This window comes from Streptomyces sp. AHU1, assembly GCF_045343905.1.
GTDB lineage: Bacteria > Actinomycetota > Actinomycetes > Streptomycetales > Streptomycetaceae > Streptomyces > Streptomyces triticiradicis.
On sequence record NZ_CP174283.1, the window covers coordinates 6,069,082 to 6,086,710 of the forward strand.

Consider the following 17,629-nt stretch of genomic DNA (forward strand, 5'->3'; position numbering starts at 1 on the left):
ACCTCTCATCGGGGGGAGTCCCCCATCCCCCCAAAGTGAAACTTCGGGCCCAACAAGGAGAGCAGGGAACCCAGATGGCGGAGCTCACGATCCGGCCGGAGGAGATCCGGGACGCACTGGAGAACTTTGTCCAGTCGTACCAGCCGGACGCGGCCTCGCGCGAGGAGGTCGGTACGGTCACCGTCGCCGGCGACGGTATCGCCAAGATCGAGGGTCTTCCCTCGGCCATGGCGAACGAGCTGCTGAAGTTCGAGGACGGAACCCTCGGCCTCGCGCTGAACCTGGAAGAGCGCGAGATCGGTGCGGTCATCCTCGGCGAGTTCAACGGTATCGAGGAAGGCCAGCCGGTGCAGCGCACCGGTGAGGTGCTGTCCGTCGCCGTGGGCGAGGGCTACCTCGGCCGCGTCGTCGACCCGCTCGGCAACCCGATCGACGGCCTCGGCGAGATCGAGACGTCCGGCCGCCGCGCCCTCGAGCTGCAGGCCCCCGGCGTCATGGTCCGCAAGTCGGTCCACGAGCCGATGGAGACGGGCTACAAGGCCGTCGACGCGATGACCCCGATCGGCCGTGGCCAGCGTCAGCTGATCATCGGCGACCGCCAGACCGGCAAGACCGCGCTGGCCGTCGACACGATCATCAACCAGCGCGACAACTGGCGCTCGGGCGACACCAAGAAGCAGGTCCGCTGCATCTACGTCGCCATCGGCCAGAAGGGTTCGACCATCGCCTCCGTGCGTGGCGCCCTCGAAGAGGCCGGCGCGCTGGAGTACACGACCATCGTCGCCGCCCCGGCGTCCGACCCGGCCGGCTTCAAGTACCTGGCGCCGTACACCGGTTCGGCCATCGGTCAGCAGTGGATGTACGAGGGCAAGCACGTCCTCATCATCTTCGACGACCTCTCGAAGCAGGCCGACGCCTACCGCGCCGTGTCCCTGCTGCTCCGCCGTCCGCCGGGCCGCGAGGCCTACCCCGGTGACGTCTTCTACCTGCACTCCCGTCTGCTGGAGCGCTGCGCGAAGCTCTCCGACGACCTGGGCGCCGGTTCGATGACGGGTCTGCCGATCGTCGAGACCAAGGCGAACGACGTGTCGGCGTTCATCCCGACCAACGTCATCTCCATCACCGACGGCCAGTGCTTCCTGGAGTCCGACCTGTTCAACGCCGGCCAGCGTCCGGCCCTGAACGTCGGTATCTCGGTCTCCCGCGTCGGTGGCTCCGCCCAGCACAAGGCGATGAAGCAGGTCTCCGGCCGTCTCCGCCTCGACCTGGCCCAGTACCGCGAGCTGGAGGCGTTCGCCGCCTTCGGTTCCGACCTGGACGCCGCGTCGAAGTCGCAGCTGGAGCGCGGTCAGCGTCTGGTCGAGCTGCTCAAGCAGCCTCAGTACCAGCCGATGCCGACCGAGGACCAGGTCGTCTCCGTGTGGTCCGCCACCACCGGCAAGATGGACGACGTCCCGGTCGCCGACATCCGCCGCTTCGAGAAGGAGCTCCTGGAGTACCTGCACCGCAAGGAACAGGGCCTCATGACCTCCATCAAGGAGGGCGGCAAGATGTCGGACGACACGCTCACCGCCGTCGCGGACGCGATCGTCGACTTCAAGAAGCAGTTCGAGACCTCGGACGGGAAGCTTCTCGGCGAGGACGCTCCGGCCGCCGCCAAGTGACGTAAGGAAGGGACCTGACTCATGGGAGCCCAGCTCCGGGTCTACAAGCGTCGCATCCGATCCGTCACCGCGACCAAGAAGATCACCAAGGCGATGGAGATGATCGCCGCCTCGCGCGTCGTCAAGGCGCAGCGCAAGGTGGCGGCCTCCACGCCCTACGCGACCGAGCTCACCCGCGCGGTCACGGCGGTCGGCACCGGTTCGAACACCAAGCACCCGCTGACCACGGAGGCGGAGACGGCGACCCGTTCCGCGGTGCTGCTCCTCACGAGCGACCGCGGACTGGCCGGCGCCTTCAACTCCAGTGCCATCAAGGCGGCGGAGCAGCTGACCGCCCGTCTCGAGGCCGAGGGCAAGAAGGTCGACACGTACATCGTCGGCCGCCGCGGTCTGGCCCACTACAACTTCCGCGAGCGCAAGGTCGTGGAGTCGTGGTCGGGCTTCACCGACGAGCCCACCTACGCGGACGCGAAGAAGGTCGCGGGTCCGCTGATCGAGGCCATCGAGAAGGACACGGCCGAGGGCGGCGTGGATGAACTCCACATCGTCTACACCGAGTTCGTCTCGATGATGACGCAGACGGCCATCGACAGCCGACTGCTGCCGCTTCGCCTCGAAGAGGTCGCGGAGGAGACGCCCCAGGGCGAGATCCTTCCGCTGTACGAGTTCGAGCCGTCGGCGGAGGACGTCCTTGACGCCCTGCTGCCGCGCTACGTCGAGAGCCGGATCTACAACGCGCTGCTCCAGTCGGCTGCCTCCAAGCACGCCGCCACGCGCCGCGCGATGAAGTCGGCCACCGACAACGCGGGAGACCTGATCACCACGCTCTCCCGACTTGCCAATGCGGCCCGCCAGGCCGAAATCACCCAGGAAATCAGCGAGATCGTCGGTGGCTCCGCAGCCCTTGCCGACGCGACCGCGGGGAGTGACAAGTAATGACGACGACTTCAGAGACGGCCGTTGCCACGGGCCGCGTCGCCCGGGTCATCGGCCCGGTCGTCGACGTGGAGTTCCCCGTCGACGCGATGCCGGACATCTACAACGCCCTTCACGTCGAGGTGGCCGACCCGGCCAACGCCGGCGAGAAGAAGACGCTGACCCTGGAAGTCGCCCAGCACCTGGGTGACGGCCTGGTCCGCACGATCTCCATGCAGCCCACCGACGGTCTGGTCCGCCAGGCCCCGGTCACCGACTCGGGCACGGGCATCTCCGTCCCGGTCGGCGACTTCACCAAGGGCAAGGTGTTCAACACCCTCGGTGAGGTGCTGAACTCGGACGAGAAGTACTCGGGCGAGCGCTGGTCCATCCACCGCAAGGCCCCGAACTTCGACGAGCTCGAGTCGAAGACCGAGATGTTCGAGACCGGCGTCAAGGTCATCGACCTTCTCACCCCGTACGTCAAGGGTGGAAAGATCGGTCTGTTCGGTGGTGCCGGCGTCGGCAAGACGGTGCTCATCCAGGAGATGATCTACCGCGTCGCCAACAACCACGACGGTGTCTCCGTGTTCGCCGGTGTCGGTGAGCGCACGCGTGAGGGCAACGACCTCATCGAGGAGATGGCGGACTCGGGCGTCATCGACAAGACCGCCCTCGTCTTCGGCCAGATGGACGAGCCCCCGGGCACCCGTCTGCGCGTGGCCCTCGCGGGTCTGACCATGGCGGAGTACTTCCGCGATGTGCAGAAGCAGGACGTGCTGTTCTTCATCGACAACATCTTCCGCTTCACGCAGGCCGGTTCCGAGGTCTCGACCCTGCTCGGCCGCATGCCCTCCGCGGTGGGTTACCAGCCGAACCTGGCCGACGAGATGGGTCTCCTCCAGGAGCGCATCACCTCGACCCGTGGTCACTCGATCACCTCGATGCAGGCGATCTACGTCCCCGCGGACGACCTGACCGACCCGGCCCCGGCCACCACGTTCGCCCACCTCGACGCGACGACGGTTCTCTCCCGTCCGATCTCCGAGAAGGGCATCTACCCGGCCGTGGACCCGCTGGACTCCACGTCCCGCATCCTGGACCCCCGCTACATCGCGGCGGACCACTACGCGGCCGCGATGCGCGTCAAGTCGGTCCTCCAGAAGTACAAGGACCTCCAGGACATCATCGCGATCCTCGGTATCGACGAGCTGGGCGAGGAGGACAAGCTCACCGTCCACCGTGCCCGTCGCGTGGAGCGCTTCCTGTCCCAGAACACCCACGTCGCCAAGCAGTTCACCGGCGTCGACGGGTCGGACGTCCCGCTGGACGAGTCGATCGCGGCCTTCAACGCGATCATCGACGGTGAGTACGACCACTTCCCGGAGCAGGCGTTCTTCCTCTGCGGTGGCATCGAGGACCTCAAGGCCAACGCCAAGGAGCTCGGCGTCTCCTGAACCTCGGTTCTGAAGTGAGGGGGCGGGACCACACCTCGCGGGGTGCGGTCCTTCCCCCTCCGTACGCCTACTAGACTTTGACCCAACACCCGGCAGCAACGCCGGGTGGTGACCCGAGGAGCCCACCTTGGCTGCTGAGCTGCACGTCGAGCTCGTCGCCGCGGACCGCAGTGTCTGGTCCGGCGAGGCCACCCTGGTCGTCGCGCGTACCACGTCCGGCGACATCGGCGTCATGCCCGGTCACCAGCCGCTTCTCGGTGTGCTGGAGTCGGGCCCGGTGACCATTCGTACGAGTGATGGTGGAACGGTCGTCGCCGCGGTGCACGGCGGTTTCATCTCGTTCGCCGACAACAAGCTGTCGCTGCTGGCCGAGATCGCCGAGCTGTCGGACGAGATCGACGTCCAGCGTGCGGAGCGGGCGCTCGAGCGCGCGAAGTCGGACGCCGACGCGTCCGCCGAGCGTCGCGCGGACGTCCGTCTGCGTGCGGTGGCGACCCGCTGACCATCGGTGCGACCCCGGCCCCGCAGGAGCCGGGGGAGCACTGTGCAAGGCTTTGACTCAGCCGCGGCTGGGACCGGATCACTCCGGCCCTGGCCGCGGCTGAGGCAAATCCGGATGTTTTTTCTTTTCCGTTACCTAGGAGACGAGGAGGTCGGTGTCGATGGTCCTCGCTCTGACTGTGTGCGGAGTGGTAGTGGCGCTCGTGGTGGTGGGGCTGTTCGTCTTCGGCCTCCGCCGCCGGCTCATCCAGCGTTCCGGCGGAACGTTCGACTGCAGCCTGCGCTGGGACGTCCCCGAGAAGGGTGACCCCAGCGGCAAGGGCTGGAGCTACGGGGTGGCCCGCTACAACGGCGACCGGGTCGAGTGGTACCGCGTCTTCTCGTACGCCCCCCGCCCGCGCCGTCTCCTCGAACGCTCGGCGATCGAGGTGGCCGGCCGCCGCGCGGCCGAGGGCGAGGAGGAGCTCGCCCTGCTCTCCGACGCGATCATCCTCGCCTGTCTCCACCGCGGGACGCGCCTCGAACTGGCGATGAGCGAGGACGCCCTCACGGGATTCCTCGCCTGGCTGGAGGCGGCCCCGCCCGGACAACGGGTGAACGTCGCCTGAGACGTCGTGAACGTCGCCTGAGGCATCCGCCTCGCTCCGAGGCCCGTCGGCTCCGCATGCCGTACGGGCCTTTCCTCTGCCCTCCGGGCGTCGCCCGGCGAGGGCCGGGGCCGTGATCGGCCCCCGGACACCCCCGGCTCCCCCCGGACACCTCCCCGGCCCCCCCGGGACACCCCTCGGAACAGCGAACCGCGGACAGACCCGGAGGTCTGCCCGCGGTTCGTGGTGCGTGGTGGATCGGTGCTCAGGCCGGGCCGGTGATCAGCTCAGGCCGCTGTTGATGGCGCTGACCAGTTCACCGTTGCTGGTGTCACCGCTGAACTCCCAGAAGAAGGCGCCGCCCAGGCCCTGGCTCTTGGCCCACGACATCTTCGTCCCGATGGTGGCCGGAGTGTCGTACGACCACCAGTTGTTGCCGCAGTAGGCGTACGCCGTGCCGGCGACGAGGCCCGTGGAGGGGCAGGACGTCTTGAGGACCTTGTAGTCCTCGATGCCCTGCTCGTACGTACCGGCCGCGGGGCCGGTCGCCGTGCCGCCGGGCGCGGACTGGGTGACACCGGTCCAGCCGCGGCCGTAGAAGCCGATGCCGATGAGCAGCTTGCTCGCGGGCACGCCCTTCGACTTGAACTTGGCGATCGCGTCGGCCGTGGTGAAGCCCGGCGTCGGGATGCCGCTGTACGAGGTGAGCGGGGAGTGCGGGGCGGTCGGGCCCTGCGCGTTGAACGCTCCGAAGAAGTCGTACGACATCACGTTGTACCAGTCGACGTACTGCGAGGCGCCCGCGTAGTCGGCGGCGTCGATCTTGCCGCCGGAGGTGCCGTCCGCCGTGGTGGCCGCGGTGACCAGGTTGTTCGAGCCGAACTTGGCGCGCAGGGCCTGCATCAGGTTCTTGTAGGCCGCCGCACCACTGCTGTCACAGGACAGGCCGCAGGCGTTCGGGTACTCCCAGTCGATGTCGATGCCGTCGAAGACGTCGGCCCAGCGCGGGTCCTCGACCAGGTTGTAGCAGGAGTTGGCGAAGGCGGTCGGGTTGGCCGCCGCCTGGGCGAAGCCGCCGGACCAGGTCCAGCCGCCGAAGGACCACAGGACCTTGATGTTCGGGTACTTGGCCTTCAGCTGACGGAGCTGGTTGAAGTTGCCGCGCAGCGGCTGGTCCCAGGTGTCGGCGACGCCGCTGACCGACTGGTCGGCGGTGAAGGCCTTGTCGTAGTCGGCGTACGAGTCGCCGATCGCGCACTGGCCGTTGGTGACGTTGCCGAAGGCGTAGTTGATGTGCGTGATCTTGGCGGCCGAGCCCGACGTCACCAGGTTCTTGACGTTGTAGTTGCGGCCGTAGATGCCCCACTCGGTGAAGTAGCCGAGCTTGACGTTCTTGCCGCCGGTGGGCGGCGGGTCGGTGGTGCCGCCGGTGGTGTGGACGGCGACGGAGCCGCTGACCGGGCCGGTCTGGTCGGCGGTGTCACGGGCCTGCACGGTGTACGAGTAGTCGGTGCCGGCCGTCAGACCGGTGTCCGTGTACGAGGTCGTCGTCACGGTCGCGACCTTGTTTCCGCCGCGCAGGACGTCGTAGTTCTTGACGCCCTTGTCGTCGGTGGCCGCGCTCCAGGAGAGCTTCACCGAGGTGTCGGTGATCGAGGAGGCGGTGGGGGTGCCCGGCGCGGAGGGCGCGCTGTCACCGGGGACGGTGGTCCCGCCGTCACAACTGCCGCCGTTCAGGGTGCAGTTGGACGGGGAGCCGGAGCCCGAGCCGTTGAAGCCGAAGGAGACGGAGGCGCCCGCGGCGAGCGTGCCGTTCCAGGACTTGTTCTTGGCCGTCCAGTGGTTGCCGGAGTTGGTGACGTCCGCGTCCCAGGCCGAGGTGACGGAGGTCCCCGAGGGGAAGTCCCACTGGATCGTCCACGAACTGATCGCGGTGGTACCGGTGTTCTTGACGGTCCACTTGCCTTCGAAGCCCGTGCCCCAGTCCTGGGTCTTGGCGTACGTGGCGGTGGCGCTGTCGGCCGCGTGAGCGGGACTCGCGAGACCGACCAGGCCGGCCAGGGGGAGCAGCAGGGTCGCGAGCCCGGCCGTCGCTCGTTGTCTGAAGCGCATGCAGCGCCTCCTCGGGGAGAGTCGGGGGAGGGGGGCGTGACTGAGCCTTCACACCCACGGTGCCGCGAGAATAGGAAGGTCTGGACCACAGGTCAATAGGTCTGGACCACTGTTTCGCTCTCGTGATGGAGACTCAACTCCGTTGAGCGGACGACACATTGACGGTCGCGCGCTTGATTCTGACGGACAGGCAGGCGGCTGACGTGGGCCTTCGCCTCCCCGTTCATGATCGGCCGGGACCCGGGCGGGAACGCCGAAGGGCGCCCGCGGCAGCGGGTCCGAAGTGACCTTCGGACCCGGCGCGGACGCCCTCCGTCCGGTTCGGTGGATGCTGTGGGTGCGGCGGATGCCGCGAACGTGACAGGTGCTGTGGGTGTGACGGGTGCTACGGGTATGACAGGTGCGGCGGGTGTGGCCGGGGAGCGCTCAGCGCTCCCCGCCCGGGACCCACAGCACGTCGCCGGTGTCCTTGTTCGCCGTGCGCGCCAGGATGAACAGGAGGTCCGAGAGCCGGTTGAGGTAGGTGGCGGTGAGCGGGTTCATCGCCTCGCCGTGGACCTCCAGCGCCGCCCAGGTCGAACGCTCGGCCCGGCGCACGACCGTGCACGCCTGGTGCAGGAGCGCGGCACCCGCGGTGCCGCCGGGCAGGATGAACGAGCGGAGTTTCTCCAGCCGCTCGTTGAACAGGTCGCAGTCCGCCTCCAGCCTGTCGACGTAGAACTGCTCGACCCGCAGCGGCGGGAACTTCGGGTCCTCGACCACCGGCGTCGACAGGTCCGCGCCCACGTCGAACAGGTCGTTCTGGACGCGGGTGAGGACCTGGACGACCTCGTCCTCCAGGCCGCCCAGCGCGATCGCCGTCCCGATCACCGCGTTCGCCTCGTTGGCGTCGGCGTACGCCGAGATCCGCAGATCGGTCTTGGCGACCCTGCTCATGTCCCCGAGGGCGGTGGTGCCCTGGTCGCCGGTCCTGGTGTAGATGCGCGTCAGATTGACCATGGGGCCAGCCTAATTACGCCCCGGCCCGCCGGAACGCCCGTGTGCCCACCGTCACGGCCGACGCCACGAGGGCGAGGGTCACCAGCACCCCGTGGAGCATGGGGGCCGTGGTGTACGAGCCGGTGTAGGCGTCCCGCACGGCGTCGACCGGGTAGCGCAGCGGCATGAGGTGCGAGAGGACGTCCAGCCAGCCGGGGGCGAGCGTCATCGGCAGCATCAGGCCCGACAGCAGCATGGACGGCATCGTGAGCGCGTTGACGACCGGTCCGAACTCCTGGGGCGTGCGGACCCGCAGGGCGAGGGCGTAGGACAGCGAGGCGAGGGAGAGGGCGAGCAGGGCGACGAACGCGAAGCCGGCCAGGACGCCGGCGAGCGGTGCCCGCAGGCCCATCACCAGTGCCGCGAGGACGAGCAGCACCGCCTGGAGGAGCAGGACGAGGGCGTCGCGCAGGACGCGGCCCAGCAGCAGCGCCAGGCGGCTCACCGGGGTGACCCGCATGCGCTCGACGATGCCCAGGTTCTTCTCGACGATGACGGAGAACCCGGCGAACGCGCCGCCGAACAGGCTGAGCTGGAGGAGCAGTCCGGGGACCAGGACCTGCCAGGAGGTGCCCCGGGCGCCGAGCGGCAGACCGGTCAGGAGCGGGCCGAACAAGAGCAGGTAGAGCAGCGGCGTCAGGACGCCGAAGAGCATCGCGAAGCGGGAGCGCAGGGTCTGGCGGGCATGGCGCCCGAAGATCAGGGCGGTGTCGTGCACGAGCATCGGCGGGTACGTCCTATACGGCTGCGGGGGTGGCACCGGCGGGCTCGGGGCGGCGGCCGGTGATGGCGAGGAACGTGTCCTGGAGGCTCGCGTCGAGGGAGCCGCCGTGGGCGAGCTTCAGCGCGGCGGGCGTGCCGTCGGCGGCCACGACGCCCCGGTCGACGATCACGATCCGGTCCGCGAGCGCGTCCGCCTCGTCGAGGTAGTGGGTGGTCAGGACGACCGTGGTGCCGTGGGTGTCGCGCAGCCGGCGGACGAGGTCCCACAGGTCCGCGCGGCTGCCGGGGTCGAGGCCGGTCGTCGGTTCGTCGAGGAAGAGCACCCCGGGGCGGTGGGTGAGGCCGAGCGCGATGTCCAGGCGTCGTCGCTGTCCTCCGGAGAGGGCGGCGGTCCTGCGCTCCAGCACCTCGGTGAGGCCGAGCTCGTGGGCCAGTTCCTCGGCCCGCTCGGCCGCCCGCGGCTTCGGCAGCCGGTACAGCCGCCCCTGGGTGACGAGTTCCTCCCGCACCGTCACCTGCGGGTCGACGCCGCCCGACTGGGCCACGTAGCCGCAGGCGCGGCGCACGCCGGCCGGATCGCGGACCAGGTCGCAGCCCGCGACGGTCGCCGCGCCGCCGGTGGGCGCGAGCAGGGTGGTGAGCATCCGGAGGGTGGTGGTCTTGCCCGCGCCGTTGGGGCCGAGGAGGCCGAGGATCTCGCCGGGCCGCACCGTCAGGTCGATGCCGCGCACCGCCTCGACCGGGCCGTGCTTCGTGGCGAAGGTGCGGGCCAGGCCGGCCGTACTGATGATTGCCATGCCCTCAAGAAAAACAGAGTCACTGAAATTTTGCAATGACTCCAAAATTTAAAGAGCACCAGCGAGAGCTACGATGCGTACATGACCGAAGGGCTCAGGGAGCGCAAGAAGCGGCAGACCCGGCAGTACATCTCCGACGTCGCCACGGGACTGTTCCTGGAGCGGGGCTTCGACGCGGTGAAGGTCGCGGAGGTCGCCGAGGCCGCGAACGTCTCCGTGAACACCGTCTACAACTACTTCCCGGCCAAGGAGGACCTCTTCCTCGACCGCTCCGCGGGCGTGGTCGACCGCCTCGCCCGCTGGGTGCGCGGCCGCGCGAAGGGCGAGTCGGCCGCCGCCGCCGTCCTGCGCGAGCTGCGCGAGGAGGTGGAGGCGGTCTCCCCCCGGATCGGCCTGGCGCCGGGCGTCGCCCGCTTCATGCGGGTCGTCGACGAGGCCCCCGCGCTCCGCTCGCGGCTCTGGGCGATCGGCCAGGAGGTCCTCCGGAACCTGGAGGAGGCCCTGCGCGAGGAGGTCGGCGCACCGCCCGGGGACCCGCTGCCCGGCCTCGTCGCCGGCCAGATCAACTGGGCGTACCAGACCGTCACGACGGTCATCGGCCGCGAGATGGGGGCGGGCCGCTCCCCGGGCGAGGTGTCGCGCGAGGTCCTCGTGCTCCTCGACGACATGGAGGAACTGCTGAGCCCGAAGGTCCTCGGCTACGCCGTACGGGCGGACGGATGACCCGGGCCGGTGACGCCGTGGACCGGACGTGACGGGTGTCTCACCCCCTGAGACCGTGACACGCGTTACTTACGGGTTTCACGCCCCCTTCCGAACGCTACTCTCCGCCGAAGAGGCATACACAAGCAGCGTGTTAAGGGAGTCTGAGTGGCTGGGAAGCTCGCCGTCATCGGAGCCGGACTCATGGGGTCCGGTATCGCCCAGGTCTCCGCACAGGCGGGCTGGGACGTCGTTCTGCGCGATGTCACCGACGAGGCGCTGAACCGCGGCCTCGACGGCATCAAGGCCTCGTACGACAAGTTCGTGAGCAAGGGCAAGCTGGAGGCCGCCGACGCGGAGGCCGCCCTCGCGCGCATCACGGCGACCACCGACCTGGACGCCGCCGCCGACGTGGACATCGTCGTCGAGGCGGTCTTCGAGAAGCTCGAGGTCAAGCACGAGATCTTCCAGGCGCTGGACAAGATCGTCCGCCCCGACACCGTGCTGGCCTCCAACACCTCCGCGATCCCGATCACCAAGATCGCGGCGGCCACGGAGCGCCCGGAGCGGGTCGTCGGCGTGCACTTCTTCTCGCCGGTGCCGATGATGCAGCTCGTCGAGCTGGTCCGCGGCTACAAGACCAGCGACGAAACGCTCGCCGCCGCGCGGGAGTTCAGCGAGTCCGTCGGCAAGACCTGCATCGTCGTCAACCGTGACGTCGCCGGCTTCGTGACCACCCGTCTCATCTCGGCCCTCGTCGTCGAGGCGACGAAGCTGTACGAGTCGGGCGTGGCCACCGCCGAGGACATCGACCTCGCCTGCCGGCTGGGCTTCGGCCACGCCATGGGCCCCCTGGCCACCGCCGACCTCACGGGCGTCGACATCCTGCTGCACGCCACCGGCAACATCTACACCGAGACCCAGGACGAGAAGTTCGCCCCGCCGGAGCTGATGCGCCGGATGGTTGACGCCGGTGACATCGGGCGCAAGAGCGGGCAGGGCTTCTACAAGCACTGAACGATCATGCGGCGACCGGGTCCCGGTCGCCGCATGTCCCACGGACGCCGTGCGCGCCTCCTGGATGTCACTCCATGAGGTGAATTCGGTATCGGTTCGCTTACAGACGGCAACCTCCGTGGCCCTCAGGCAGTCAGACCATGCACAACATGCAAACGCGAAGACGCGGAAACAGACACACGCGGAGTTACGAGACGCATTCTCGGGGAGCGCATATGTACATCAGGGGCGACCACGCCGAACTGGTCGTCGGGGGCCGCCTCGACGTACGCAGCGCGGCGGACGCCCGTACAGTCCTGCACTCGGCCGTCGACGACGGAGCCGGCGACCTGGTGCTGGACCTGTCGGAGCTGGACTCCTGGGACGCCACCGGGCTCGGCGTCATCATGGGGGCCCACCGACGCGCCGGGAGGTGCGGCCGGCGGCTCGTGCTGCGCGGCGTGCCGGCGCAGATGCAGCGCCTGCTGGTGGCCACCCGGCTGCACCGGATCCTGGCGATCGAGGGCGGCATCGGGGTCGAGTCCCTGCCCCGGGTGTGACCTGAGCGTTCCCCCGCTCCGCACGCGCGACCGCGTACGCGTCCCGACCGGCGCGCCAAAGGCGCCGCGTGCACAATCCTCATGAAGCCGTGACGGTTCGGACGGCGTGGTACCCCGCCTGTTCATGGATACTGTGCGAAGGTTTAGGGTTCGGCTGCCCGCCGACCGAAACCCTACGAGCGGGCACCGGACCAGAAGCGACCAAGCGCTGTGCAGCCAGGCCGGGAGGGCATCGGCACACGACGCTTTTGGGGGGCTTGGAACATGGACCCGATCAACCGGGGACCCGAGGGGTACGGCCACGAGGACGACGGTCAGGTGTCCCGCCCGCGTCCGCCGCGGGACCCGCTCGCGGCCGACCTCGGACAGCACAAACCCGCGCCCGTCCGCACGGTCAGGCTCGTCGCCGGCGAATTCGCGCTCACCGTCAACCCCGTCGACGGCAGCGAGATCGAGAACTGTCCGCCGCACGAGCGGCCGCAGTCGCCCGTCAAGCACGGCGCCGACGCCCGCGCCGAACTGGACCGGGCGGCCCGCCCGCCCGCCCCGCCCGGCCCGGCGCTGCCCCGGCTGCCGCTCCTCGAACGCCAGGAGGAGCGCGAGCGGCTCGTACGCCTCCTCGCACGCGGGCGCTCGGTACGCCTCACCGGCCCCTCCGGATCGGGCCGCACCGTCCTGCTGGACGCCGTCGCCGACGACTGCGTGGACCTCGCCCCCGACGGCGTCGTCCGCCTCTCCGGCCACGGGCGCACCGCGAGCGACGTGCTGCACGACCTCTTCGCCGCCGTCCACGAAGCCCCCCTGTACCGCCCGGACCACGACGAACTGCTCCGGCTCGTCCGCGAGATCGGAGCGGTCGTCGTCCTCGACGACGCGGAGATCGGCGGCAGCGCCCTCGACGTGCTGCTCGACGCCACCCCCGAGTGCGCCTTCCTGATCGCCGCCACCCCCGACGTACCGGCCCCGTCCGCCGGCGCCGAGCTCGAAGAGGTCGTCCTCGGCGGCCTCGACCGCAGCGGCGGCCTCGAACTGCTGGAGCGTGCCGTCGGACGCGTCCTGAGCGAGGACGAGTCGAACTGGGCGGGCGACCTCTGGTTCGAGTCCGAGGGACTGCCCCTGCGCTTCATACAGGCCGGAGCGCTGCTGAGGCAGCGCGACCGGCAGCAGGCCGGCGAGGAGGCCTTCGAGGACTACGGGGTCTTCCAGGAGGCCCCCGCCGACGTGTCCTTCGCGACCGGCGACGGCGTCGACCTGCCGCTGCCCTCCCTCGCCGAGGGCGCCGCGCCCGCCGCGCTGCTCGCCTCCCGGCTGAGCGAGTCGGCGCGCGCCACCCTGCGCCTCGCCGTCGCGCTCGGCGGCGAGGTGCCCCACCAGGCCCATCTGCCCGCGCTCGTTGGCGACACCCACGCCGACGCCGCGCTCGCCGAACTCGCGGGCGCCGCGCTCGTCTCCCCGGTCGGCTCGCGCTACCGGCTCGCCGCCGGGGTGCGGGCCCAGCTGGAGGCCTCCGGATACGCGGACGCCCTCCAGGAGAACGCGCTCGCCGCCGCCCGGCACTACACCTGGTGGGCCGGGCACCCCTCGGTCACCCCGGAGCGGGTCTGCGCCGAGGCCGACGCGGTGCTCGCCGCCCTGGACGTGCTCGTCCCGCTCACCACCGCCCCGCTGGACGAGGACGACGAGCCCGTCTCCGTCCAGCTCGCCCGCACGGCCGCGCCCGCCTTCGCCTCCGGACTGCACTGGAGCGCCTGGGAGCGCGTCCTGCGCCTCGGCGTCGAGGCCTCCGAGCTGGCCGGCGATCTCGGGGAACAGGCCTACTTCCACCACGAGTTGGGTGTCCTCGCGCTCTGCGGGCAGCAGCTGGACCGGGCCCGCGCCGAGCTGGAGGCCTCCGTCGCCCTGCGCGGCGAACTCGCCGACAAGCGCGGTACCACCGTCGGCCGCCGCGCCCTCGCGCTGGTCACCGACCGCTCCGGGACCCTGCAGCTCACCGGCGGGCGCACCCCGGCGGGCGAGGAGGTGCCCGACGCGCGCCACGACGAGTCGGTGTCGCCTCCCGGCGGTGTACCGGCCCTCTTCTCCCGGAGCGACCCCTCGGGCGACACCGTCACGGTGCTCGCCCACCCGGGCAGCTCCGGCGTCCCCGAGGCCGGGCCGAAGGGCGTCGCGGGGCGCCTGGTCACCGGCACCAGGCGCAACCTGGTGGCCGCGGGTGCGGGCGCGCTCCTCGTCGCCGTCCTCGGGACGGTGGTGGCCCTCGGCGTGACCTCGCAGCACGACGACGAGACCCCCTCGGAGAAGATCGGCGTCAACCCGTCGGTCACCCAGGACGCCCAGGACGACAGTCTGGGCGCGGACACGCCGAAGAAGGGCGACGACTCCTCTCCCGGCGCCGTGGCCACCCCCACCGACCCGGGCGCCGACGGCACGTACGGCACCTCGGACGATCCGACGCCCTCGGCCACGGCGAGCCGCCGCCCGTCCGGCGAGCCGAGCGCGACGCGCACCGGCACGGCCAAGCCCTCGAAGTCGCCGTCCGCGTCGCCGTCGAAGTCGCCCACGCACAGGCCGTCCTCGTCTCCCTCGAGGTCGTCGTCGAACCCCTCGCCGTCCGGGTCCTCCACGAAGTCGTCGAGTCCGTCGCCGTCCACCTCGCCGTCGGCCGGCACGTCGACGCCCCCGGCCACCACCGACTCCGCGAGCGGCCCGGTGGGGACCGGCGCGCCGCGCACGTCGGCCGGCAGCGCACCGGCGGGCACCGGCTCCGCCACGACGTCGCCGAGCGGCACGGTGATCTGACCGCACGGTCCGGACGTACGGCCGGACCGCACGGGAAGCGAGGAGAGGGCCGGGTCCGTCGGACCCGGCCCTCTGCCGTATACGAACCCGAGGGGCTCAGAACAGCCGCAGCTTGTCGTCCTCGATGCCGCGCAGGGCGTCGTAGTCCAGGACCGTGCAGCCGATGCCGCGGTCGGTGGCGAGGACGCGGGCCTGCGGCTTGATCTCCTGGGCGGCGAAGACGCCGCGGACCGGCGCGAGGTGCGGGTCGCGGTTCAGCAGCTCCAGATAGCGCGTGAGCTGCTCGACGCCGTCGATCTCACCGCGGCGCTTGATCTCCACGGCGACGGTCCGCCCCTCGGCGTCCCGGCACAGGATGTCGACCGGGCCGATGGCCGTCATGTACTCCCGGCGGATGAGCGTGTAGCCCTCGCCGAGGGTCTCGATGCGGTCGGCGAGCAGCTCCTGGAGGTGCGCTTCCACGCCGTCCTTGATCAGGCCGGGGTCCACGCCGAGTTCGTGCGAGGAGTCGTGGAGGATCTCCTCCATCGTGATGATGAGCTTCTCGCCCGCCTTGTTGATGACGGTCCAGACGCCTTCGTCGTCGCCGGACCCCTCCTTCAGTGTGCAGGGCGGCGACATCCAGTTGAGGGGCTTGTAGGCCCGGTCGTCCGCGTGGATCGAGACGCTGCCGTCCGCCTTCACGAGGATCAGGCGGGGCGCCGACGGGAGATGGGCGGTGAGCCGGCCCGCGTAGTCCACGGAACAGCGGGCAATGACGAGACGCATGGTCGGCAACGCTACTCGACCGGCGGTGGTGCACGCGATTCCTCCGCCCGTCCGCCCACGGCTGGACGCGAGGAAGAAATAATGGTTCGCCCCATTTGCCACCTGGGTATCCGTCGCCCCGTCCCGTCGGCGTTTTCGCGGGTCACCCCATTGATCCTGAAGGTTCCCCGTTGTGCCGTGGCCGATTGTCGGCCTACCGACTGTTCGCCATGTACCCATTCTCCTGGTGCCGTTACCTGCCGATGCTTACCGTATGAACGGGAGGTCGCGATACATGTACTCAGCGTGTTCGATATCGCGACCCCCGTCCCTGTCCGGCAACCCCCGTGATACGGGGGTGCGAGAGGAGTACCCATGTCGCTCGACGTCTCACCGGCCCTACTCCAACAGGCCGAGCGAGGCGAGGTCGACGAAGCTGACTTCGTCGACTGCGTCCGGACCTCCCTGCCCTACGCGTGGGAGATGATCAGCTCCCTGGTGGCCCAGCTGAAGGTGGACGGCGGCAAGTTCGCCGACAACCAGACGCCTCCGCCGGACGAGCAGGCACGTGGCCAGCTGCTGCGTGCGCTCGCGAGTGACGCGATACGCGGCGCGCTGCAGCGGCACTTCGGAGTGCGGCTGGCCTTCCAGAACTGCCACCGGGTGGCGGTGTTCCCACTGGACGACTCGGTGGACGACACGCTGGCACGCTTCACCTCGGTCCGCAGTCAGCTGCTCAACCAGTCCCCGGAGTTCAGGGACTGCTGACGCACTGATGCCGCACTGCTTGCCGCTCCGTACGCGGGAGGTGCATTGGTACTGGGGCGGCAAGCTCCCCGCGTGTCCGGCCCGCCGGGCCGGACGACGCACGGTCACCTGAGCTGGGGCAGCACCTCGGTCCCGAGCCGTCGTACGTTCTCCTCGGTCGCCGCCAGGTCGCCCGAACCCTCGACGAGCAGGGCGAACCGTCCGATGCCGGTCCGCTCCGAGGTCGCCGCGAGCCGGTCGGCGCACAGCCGCGGGGTGCCCACCGGGTGCAGTCCGCAGAGCAGTTCGGTGTACGCCACCGGGTCCCGCATCGAGCGGAGGCGGCCGTCGACCGTCACATGGGCGTCCAGTCCCTGCTTCAGCCAGCCCGGCATCGCCTTGACGAGCGTCTCGACGGCGTCGGTGCGGCGGTCCGCGATCTGGCAGACGCCGGCGGAGACATGGGCGGCCGTGCGGATCTCGTCCGCCGGACGGCCCGCCGCGCGCGCGTGCCGCCGCCACAGCGCGACCATTTCGGCCTTCTCCTCGTCCCCGACGTGCATGCCGAGGAGCATCGGCAGCCCGCGCTCGGCGGCGAGCCGGACGCTGGCCGGTGAGGTGCACGCCACGACGACCTCGGGTCCCGGAGCGCCGCTCAGCGCCTCCGACGGGCGGGGTACGACGGGGACTTCACGGAACGAGAACCGCTCGGAGGTACCGGCGACGGACGGCTCGCGCAGCCAGCGCACGAGCAGGTCGAGCGACTCCGGGAACCCCGTCTCGTACGCCGCGAGGCCCGCCCCGAAGACCTCCAGGTCGACCCACGGGCCACCGCGGCCGACCCCCAGCGAGAACCGTCCGCCGGACGTCAGGTGCAGCAGGGCGGCCTGCTCGCCGAGCGCCACGGGGTGGACGGTGGGCAGCACGCTGACCGCCGTGCCGACACGGATCCGGTCGGTGCGGCCGAGCAGATACGCGGCGAGCGTGACGGCCGACGGGCATGTCCCGTACGGCACGAAGTGGTGTTCGGCCAGCCAGACCGCGTCGAGCCCGGCCTCCTCGGCGACCTGGGCCGACCGCACCGCGCGGTGCAGGGCCTCTCCCTGGCCCTGTCCAGGGAACTGGGCCGCCAGTACAAAACTTCCAACGTGCATCGAACTTCCTGCTTCCTCGGCTCCGACAGGGAGCTCCCCCACCCGGCATAACCGCCTGACACGTGCCGAAGACACGGCCTTGCGGGGAGATTTGCGGATTGTCTGGGAATTGAGCTGTCCGAAGACCGCC

The 17,629-nt window shown here is 70.2% G+C and carries 15 protein-coding genes and 1 pseudogene; 10 read left to right on the top strand and 6 right to left on the bottom strand.

Annotated features, from left to right (window positions below; genetic code table 11):
* Positions 1–74: 74 nt before the first annotated feature.
* The 5 genes from atpA (at position 75) to ACICHK_RS27220 (ending at position 5,145) form a co-directional block, all read left to right on the top strand.
* Entirely contained in the window at positions 75–1,664 is a 1,590-nt protein-coding gene (gene atpA / locus ACICHK_RS27200) for a F0F1 ATP synthase subunit alpha (protein ID WP_151472282.1), read from the top strand.
* 21 nt (positions 1,665–1,685) lie between these two features.
* The gene (locus ACICHK_RS27205; RefSeq protein WP_406838929.1) at positions 1,686–2,600 is read left to right on the top strand and encodes a F0F1 ATP synthase subunit gamma; all 915 of its coding nucleotides are present in this window, start codon (positions 1,686–1,688) and stop codon (positions 2,598–2,600) included.
* On the top strand, positions 2,600–4,036 hold the full coding sequence (atpD, locus tag ACICHK_RS27210; RefSeq protein WP_406838930.1) for a F0F1 ATP synthase subunit beta: 1,437 nt from the start codon (positions 2,600–2,602) through the stop codon (positions 4,034–4,036). The genes ACICHK_RS27205 and atpD overlap by 1 nt, the downstream gene beginning before the upstream one ends.
* Positions 4,037–4,163: 127 nt before the next feature.
* Positions 4,164–4,538 (top strand): F0F1 ATP synthase subunit epsilon, encoded by a 375-nt coding sequence (locus ACICHK_RS27215; RefSeq protein ID WP_037624931.1) that lies wholly within the window; start codon positions 4,164–4,166, stop codon positions 4,536–4,538.
* Between the two features lie 160 nt (positions 4,539–4,698).
* On the top strand, positions 4,699–5,145 hold the full coding sequence (locus ACICHK_RS27220; RefSeq protein ID WP_037624930.1) for a DUF2550 domain-containing protein: 447 nt from the start codon (positions 4,699–4,701) through the stop codon (positions 5,143–5,145).
* 261 nt (positions 5,146–5,406) lie between these two features.
* Here the strand turns inward: ACICHK_RS27220 and ACICHK_RS27225 are convergent, their stop codons facing one another.
* From ACICHK_RS27225 to ACICHK_RS27240, 4 genes and pseudogenes are all read right to left on the bottom strand, one after another.
* Positions 5,407–7,236 (bottom strand): glycosyl hydrolase family 18 protein, encoded by a 1,830-nt coding sequence (locus tag ACICHK_RS27225; RefSeq protein ID WP_406838931.1) that lies wholly within the window; start codon positions 7,234–7,236, stop codon positions 5,407–5,409.
* 426 nt (positions 7,237–7,662) lie between these two features.
* Positions 7,663–8,235, bottom strand: coding sequence for a cob(I)yrinic acid a,c-diamide adenosyltransferase (locus ACICHK_RS27230; protein ID WP_103550959.1), 573 nt, complete (start codon positions 8,233–8,235; stop codon positions 7,663–7,665).
* 13 nt (positions 8,236–8,248) lie between these two features.
* Complete coding sequence (locus tag ACICHK_RS27235; protein ID WP_406838932.1) at positions 8,249–8,998, bottom strand: ABC transporter permease; 750 nt, start codon at positions 8,996–8,998, stop codon at positions 8,249–8,251.
* Between the two features lie 13 nt (positions 8,999–9,011).
* Positions 9,012–9,713 (bottom strand): annotated as a pseudogene (locus ACICHK_RS27240) (ABC transporter ATP-binding protein); the annotation flags it as partial.
* 162 nt (positions 9,714–9,875) lie between these two features.
* Here ACICHK_RS27240 and ACICHK_RS27245 point away from each other — a divergent pair.
* The 4 genes from ACICHK_RS27245 to ACICHK_RS27260 all read left to right on the top strand — a co-directional run bounded on the left by ACICHK_RS27245 (position 9,876) and on the right by ACICHK_RS27260 (position 14,851).
* The gene (locus tag ACICHK_RS27245; protein ID WP_406838933.1) at positions 9,876–10,517 is read left to right on the top strand and encodes a TetR/AcrR family transcriptional regulator; all 642 of its coding nucleotides are present in this window, start codon (positions 9,876–9,878) and stop codon (positions 10,515–10,517) included.
* A 147-nt stretch (positions 10,518–10,664) separates the two neighbouring features.
* Positions 10,665–11,513: a 3-hydroxyacyl-CoA dehydrogenase family protein gene (locus ACICHK_RS27250; RefSeq protein WP_151472275.1), complete on the top strand. Its 849-nt coding sequence runs from the start codon at positions 10,665–10,667 to the stop codon at positions 11,511–11,513.
* A 215-nt stretch (positions 11,514–11,728) separates the two neighbouring features.
* The gene (locus ACICHK_RS27255; protein ID WP_037624916.1) at positions 11,729–12,052 is read left to right on the top strand and encodes an STAS domain-containing protein; all 324 of its coding nucleotides are present in this window, start codon (positions 11,729–11,731) and stop codon (positions 12,050–12,052) included.
* A 264-nt stretch (positions 12,053–12,316) separates the two neighbouring features.
* Positions 12,317–14,851, top strand: coding sequence for an ATP-binding protein (locus tag ACICHK_RS27260; RefSeq protein WP_406838934.1), 2,535 nt, complete (start codon positions 12,317–12,319; stop codon positions 14,849–14,851).
* A 96-nt stretch (positions 14,852–14,947) separates the two neighbouring features.
* On the opposite strand, the gene nucS is transcribed toward ACICHK_RS27260, so the two are convergent.
* The gene (nucS, locus tag ACICHK_RS27265; protein WP_103550986.1) at positions 14,948–15,619 is read right to left on the bottom strand and encodes an endonuclease NucS; all 672 of its coding nucleotides are present in this window, start codon (positions 15,617–15,619) and stop codon (positions 14,948–14,950) included.
* Between the two features lie 354 nt (positions 15,620–15,973).
* On the opposite strand from nucS, the gene ACICHK_RS27270 reads away from it, so the two are divergent.
* Positions 15,974–16,366 carry an SCO5389 family protein gene (locus ACICHK_RS27270; protein ID WP_151472273.1) on the top strand — a complete coding sequence of 131 codons (393 nt, stop codon included), beginning with the start codon at positions 15,974–15,976 and terminating at the stop codon, positions 16,364–16,366.
* Between the two features lie 104 nt (positions 16,367–16,470).
* On the opposite strand, the gene ACICHK_RS27275 is transcribed toward ACICHK_RS27270, so the two are convergent.
* Positions 16,471–17,499, bottom strand: coding sequence for an LLM class flavin-dependent oxidoreductase (locus ACICHK_RS27275; RefSeq protein WP_406838935.1), 1,029 nt, complete (start codon positions 17,497–17,499; stop codon positions 16,471–16,473).
* Positions 17,500–17,629: the final 130 nt, after the last annotated feature.